Genomic DNA, 1,381 nt, shown 5'->3' with positions numbered 1-1,381 from the left:
TAAAACCCCTTGGGTGTTGTATGGTTAAGCCTCACGGGCAATTAGTACAGGTTAGCTGAGCGCCTCACAACGCTTACACACCCTGCCTATCAACGTTCTAGTCTCGAACAGCCCTTCAGGAGACTTAAAGTCTCAGGGATGACTCATCTCAGGGCCAGCTTCCCGCTTAGATGCTTTCAGCGGTTATCTGTTCCGAACTTAGCTACCGGGCAATGCGTCTGGCGACACAACCCGAACACCAGCGGTTCGTTCACTCCGGTCCTCTCGTACTAGGAGCAACTCCCTTCAATCATCCAGCGCCCACGGCAGATAGGGACCGAACTGTCTCACGACGTTCTAAACCCAGCTCGCGTACCACTTTAAATGGCGAACAGCCATACCCTTGGGACCGACTTCAGCCCCAGGATGTGATGAGCCGACATCGAGGTGCCAAACACCGCCGTCGATATGAACTCTTGGGCGGTATCAGCCTGTTATCCCCGGAGTACCTTTTATCCGTTGAGCGATGGCCCTTCCATTCAGAACCACCGGATCACTATGACCTGCTTTCGCACCTGCTCGAACCGTCATTCTCGCAGTTAAGCGGGCTTATGCCATTGCACTAACCTCACGATGTCCGACCGTGATTAGCCCACCTTCGTGCTCCTCCGTTACGCTTTGGGAGGAGACCGCCCCAGTCAAACTACCCACCAGGCACTGTCCGCACCCCGGATAACGGGGCGACGTTAGAACATCAACACTACAAGGGTGGTATTTCAAGGACGGCTCCACAGATACTGGCGTACCTGCTTCGAAGCCTCCCACCTATCCTACACATGTAGGGTCAATGTTCAGTGCCAAGCTGTAGTAAAGGTTCACGGGGTCTTTCCGTCTAGCCGCGGGTACGCAGCATCTTCACTGCGATTTCAATTTCACTGAGTCTCGGGTGGAGACAGCGTGGCCATCATTACGCCATTCGTGCAGGTCGGAACTTACCCGACAAGGAATTTCGCTACCTTAGGACCGTTATAGTTACGGCCGCCGTTTACCGGGGCTTCGATCAAGAGCTTCTCCGAAGATAACCCCATCAATTAACCTTCCGGCACCGGGCAGGCGTCACACCGTATACGTCATCTTTCGATTTTGCACAGTGCTGTGTTTTTAATAAACAGTTGCAGCCACCTGGTATCTGCGACTGCCAGCAGCTCCAAGAGCAAGTCTCTTCACCGCCGGCAGCGTACCTTCTCCCGAAGTTACGGTACCATTTTGCCTAGTTCCTTCACCCGAGTTCTCTCAAGCGCCTTGGTATTCTCTACCCGACCACCTGTGTCGGTTTGGGGTACGATTCCTTACTATCTGAAGCTTAGAGGCTTTTCCCGGAAGCATGGCATCAATGACTTCA

Annotated in this window: 1 rRNA gene; it reads right to left on the bottom strand. The window is 53.5% G+C overall.

Annotation, left to right across the window (positions count from 1 at the left end):
• Positions 1–20: 20 nt before the first annotated feature.
• Positions 21–1,381: ribosomal RNA gene (locus ACYP03_RS23770) — 23S ribosomal RNA — on the bottom strand; the annotation flags it as partial.

The organism is Photobacterium sp. R1, from assembly GCF_054600795.1.
Note: the sequence above shows the minus strand (reverse complement) of the source record. Positions and strands in the feature narration are given on the sequence as shown.